Annotated in this window: 3 protein-coding genes; all 3 read left to right on the forward strand. The window is 33.2% G+C overall.

The features are described from left to right. The first annotated feature begins 131 nt into the window (after nt 1-131). The 3 genes from RZN25_16985 (at nt 132) to RZN25_16995 (ending at nt 4,217) form a co-directional block, all read left to right on the forward strand. The gene (locus RZN25_16985; GenBank protein ID MEQ6378509.1) at nt 132-2,024 is read left to right on the forward strand and encodes a DEAD/DEAH box helicase family protein; all 1,893 of its coding nucleotides are present in this window, start codon (nt 132-134) and stop codon (nt 2,022-2,024) included. Nucleotides 2,025-2,028: 4 nt separating this feature from the next. Continuing rightward, complete coding sequence (locus tag RZN25_16990; protein MEQ6378510.1) at nt 2,029-2,382, forward strand: hypothetical protein; 354 nt, start codon at nt 2,029-2,031, stop codon at nt 2,380-2,382. Nucleotides 2,383-2,714: 332 nt separating this feature from the next. Then, complete coding sequence (locus RZN25_16995) at nt 2,715-4,217, forward strand: reverse transcriptase domain-containing protein (GenBank protein MEQ6378511.1); 1,503 nt, start codon at nt 2,715-2,717, stop codon at nt 4,215-4,217. Nucleotides 4,218-4,651: the final 434 nt, after the last annotated feature.

Here is a 4,651-nt window from a genome sequence, read left to right on the forward strand (position 1 = left end):
ATGAAAAGAGGAAACTGAGCTAAATGGATAATCAGATAAATTATTTGTAGGCTTCTTTATAATGAAATTAGAGGGAATAACCGTTTAAAGTTGAATTAGTATACGGTAGAAATTATGATAGGGGGAGTTTTGTGAGTATTGCTGGGCAATTTTTTGATATTAAGTTTTTCCAAAAGTCAAATCCTTTTATTGCAGATAATGATCGACTTTGGGAGCCGCAAATATTAGCTTATTACGATATTTATACTCATTTCAAGTCATCTAAAGCCAATGAGCATGCAGTGGTAATTTTACCTACTGGTACAGGGAAAACCGGAGTAATGGCATTAGCTCCTTTTGGAATTAGTGATGGACGGGTTCTAATCATTACCCCTCAACTAGTTATTAAGGATCATGTAGTTGATTCATTAGACCCAACCAACCCAACTAACTTCTGGATGAATCAACGCGTTTTTAATAGCTTTGATCAATTACCTATAGTAGTAGAATATGATAAAGATATAAAACAGAGCGATCTTGATCATGCCAATATAGTAATTTTAAATGTACATAAATTACAAGCTAGAAGTCGAAATAGTTTACTAGAAAAGGTACCAATGGACTTTTTTGATATGATTATTATTGATGAAGCACATCATTCACCAGCTAGAACGTGGGATAATGCTCTAAGATACTTTGATAGTGCAAAAGTTCTTAAAGTTACAGGGACACCATTTAGAAGTGACAATAAGATTATCGAAGGTAAATATGTCACTGATTATAAACTAGGCCGAGCAATGGAAAGAGGCTATGTAAAGTCATTAAGAAATTTTGTTGTCGTACCAGAAAAATTGTATTTAACTATCGATGGAGATGATAAAAGGTATACATTAGATGAAATTCGTGAAATGGGAATTAAAGATGAGGAGTGGATAAGTAGGAGCGTTGCTTATTCCCCTGAGTGTAGTATGCAAGTAGTCGAAGAAAGTACAGAACATCTGATGGAAAAGAGAGCAAGTGGAGTACCGCATAAGATAATAGCGGTTGCTTGTAGTATTGACCATGCCCAAGAGATAGAATATATGTATCACCAAAAAGGACTGAGGACAGCTTTAATTCATGGTGATTTACCGGATGCAGTTCGACATGAGCGTTTAAGGGCTATAGAGGCTCATGAGGTTGAAGTTGTAGTCCATGTTGCCTTACTTGGTGAGGGATATGATCACCCGCATTTAACAATTGCGGCAATTTTTCGCCCATTTAGATCCTTAGCACCATATGCTCAGTTTATTGGAAGAACTTTACGGAGAATCCCACCTGAACAGTTGAAAACACCTGGAGATAATGTTGCAGTGGTTGTGTGCCATAAAGATTTAAATTTAGACCCATTGTGGGAAGAATATCAAAAGGAACAAGAGTATAAAGATATAACAAAGAAGATAAGGGAACAGCGTAAGCTTGAGTCCAAAATGGAAAAAGGGATAAAGAACTTTGATTTTGGTGAGGCTGAGGTTGAAGGTAATTTTGACACCTTTTATGAGGATTATCAACAAACCGAAACACTGCAAGAATACGAGGCTTATGAACAAGAAATCAAAGCAAAGATTGAACAGTTGAAACAAATAATGGGTGAATTGGATGACCATCAAGCAAGAAGAATGATTGAAAGTCAACGTAAACCGGAAGATTTTAATCCAATTTATTTAAGACCAGATAAATACACCAAACAAGTCAAGAAGCACTTTGCTACACAAGTACAAGAGGTTATACCTGCTGAATTACTAACTAAGTACCAACTTAATAAAGAAGAAAGAACTTTAGCAGAACTTCCAGTAATAAGGAAATATCCATTTTTAGCATCTGATTTGAAAACAGACAACGCAGGATTGGTTGCTCGCTACTTAAATCTAAAGCTTTTGGAGAAGTTTGGTAAACGTGATGATTGGGAATGGACAATTCAAGAAGTTGAATACGCACAAGAATACCTTAATCAGGTTGTGCAGCATTTACAAGTATTGATTGAAGATTTATTAAAAAGGAGATAACTTGATGAGTGAAAAATTAAGAAAGGCACTGTTTGAAGCAGTTCATTTAAATCCAATATGGCCGGATGAGTTAATTGCTAATGCCAAATTACCTAACTATGAATACGTTCACTATACAAATAATGAGGATGGATTAATTGTTGAGATGAAGTTTAAAGATGACTATGTGGGGTATGCATATGCCTATTATTATTTTGACGCCTCAGAAAAATTACAAAAAATACAAATTAAGCAACGAGACGAAATCAATACAATCTATGACAGAGAGTTGATCATTGCAAAAGCCTTTATTCGACTAGTTGAAGCTGAAGGATTAGAAGTTGCTAAAAGTATTTTTGATTATAAGATAGCTTCATAAATAAGAAAATAAAGAAGCTTGATACTCTCTCTAATTATTTTGCTGTGTCTTTTTTAAAGGATGTAAAATACTATGCTCTGGAATTCAGACAAAGGGATTAAATAAAATGGAATAATTTTCTTTTGTTCTATTTAGTCTCATGATACAATAGTTACAACGTCATTAGGTGGCTAACGGAGGCTATAGATGCCATTCTTTTAAAGAATGGCGATGGAGATCAACGCTTCTCAAAAGAGTTGATCGAGAGTATTGAGCTTATTTTTACTTATAGTTTCCGTGATAAGAGCTCCCTCTGTAAAGAGGGAGTTCTTTTTAGAAAAGGGGGAAGTTGCATGTTAAAACAAGATATTATTAATTCAATATTTGAATTTGCAAAAAAGAAGGTCGAACAACACGAGAATTATCATAATTCTTTGGAATTAGAATATCAAAGAAACAAGCGACGTGTAACAAATCCTCCCCCAAAAGAAGTAAAAATACCTGTACATTGGAACGCTAATAGAAAGCACAATCCTTATTTTGTGTTAAAACATTACAAGAAAATAGGCACTTCAATATTTAACAAGCTGATTAATGGTGAATATAAACCACATCAACCTTATATTAATTATGTTGATAAAAAGGGTGGTGGTAAAAGAGAAATATACATATTCCAAATACCGGACGAAGCAGTATCAAATTATTTTTATAAGAAACTTTTAAGTAAAAATAAACACAGATTTAGCTCGTTCTCGTATGCCTACAGAAATGACAGAAATGTACATTATGCAATAAATGATATAGGACTTGATATAAAATTAAGCCCGAGAACATTTGTAGCTGAATTCGATTTTAAAGATTTCTTTGGTTCGATTAATCACGATTATTTATTTGAACAATTCAATCAAAATGGTTTTTTAATAAGTGAATTTGAAGAAAGTATTATTAAGTCATTCTTAGTAAATATGGTAGAGGGAAAAGGAATACCCCAAGGAACATCTTTATCACTTTTTCTAGCAAACATAGCATGTTGGAAGTTGGACAAAAAATTAGAAAAAGAAGGTTTAAGGTTTGCAAGATACGCAGATGACACAATAATTTGGGCAGATGACTATGGAAAGATAAGTAAATCGTTTGAAATAATTAATATGTTTTCAACAGAGGCGGGGGTTAAGATTAACTCTTTTAAATCCGATGGAATTAGTATTTTATCTAAAGAAGGTATGCCTTCTGAGCTCGCTTCTTACAAGCATTATGTTGAATTTTTAGGGTACAAGCTTTCCAATGAGCATATCAGTATTAAACCTTCTTCTGTTAATAAGATAAAAAAACAAATAAGTTATATTCTGTATAGAAACCTAATCCAACCATTAAATGGAGACACTCTAAAATCGGTTATGATTCCGGGAAATGACGAAGATAGGGACTTTGTAACTGCGATAATGCAAATTCGTCGTTATTTATATGGTAATCTAAATGAGAGAATGCTTAAAAATTATCTAAATGGATCTTATAAAAGACTAAGATTCAAAGGTATTATGAGTTTTTACCCCTTGTTAGATGATGAAGACCAGCTAAGGCACTTAGATAAGTGGCTTATTTCTACAATCCTAAATACACTAAAGAAAAGAAAGAGACTTCTACTCAAGTGGGGGCACATAAGGACAGACCAATTTCCGTTTAATGTTAACGGTGATGGTCTGATACAAGAATGCAAGGTTAGAAGAATTAAAGGTAAAAAAGGAATAATGGAAATACCGAGTTTCTTAAGAATATATCAAGCAATAAGATTGAATGTCATTACCGTTGGTATTGAAAAGACAATGAATCCAGATTCTAATTCTTACAATTATTAATAACTATTTTCACATCTGTAAGGTAGGCAAAAAGGATATCCATTAATTGTTGGATATCCTTTTATTCTTTAATAGTTTACCCTGTCCAACGTTACGGTGAACCGTATCACAAATAGTGGTAAAACAAAGAGTGGAAATTGAGATAAGTAAGACCGTATTAGAACAAATAAAATAATAAAATACATCCCCTTGAACTCTTGAAAAAGTTTGAAGGGGTCCTTTATATCAAAAGATCATTTGCAATTAATAGGAATAAACGTTCTCTTTAATTCTCTGTCACAGTGACGCCACGAATTATGTCGACAGAGAGTTAAAAAGATTGAAATTATGTATTTTTAAAGTTGTGGTGGCAACATTGTAATGAAAGATGGATACAATTACACCGCATATAGTTTTTGGAAGGACAAATTAACGGACTTCATTGGAAAACACCT

This window comes from Bacillaceae bacterium S4-13-56, assembly GCA_040191315.1.
GTDB lineage: Bacteria > Bacillota > Bacilli > Bacillales > JAWJLM01 > JAWJLM01.

Coding starts and splice junctions, on each gene's coding strand:
- RZN25_16990 (MEQ6378510.1), top strand. CDS start 2,029: ATGAGTGAAAAATTAAGAAAGGCACTGTTTGAAGCAGTTCATTTAAAT.
- RZN25_16995 (MEQ6378511.1), top strand. CDS start 2,715: ATGTTAAAACAAGATATTATTAATTCAATATTTGAATTTGCAAAAAAG.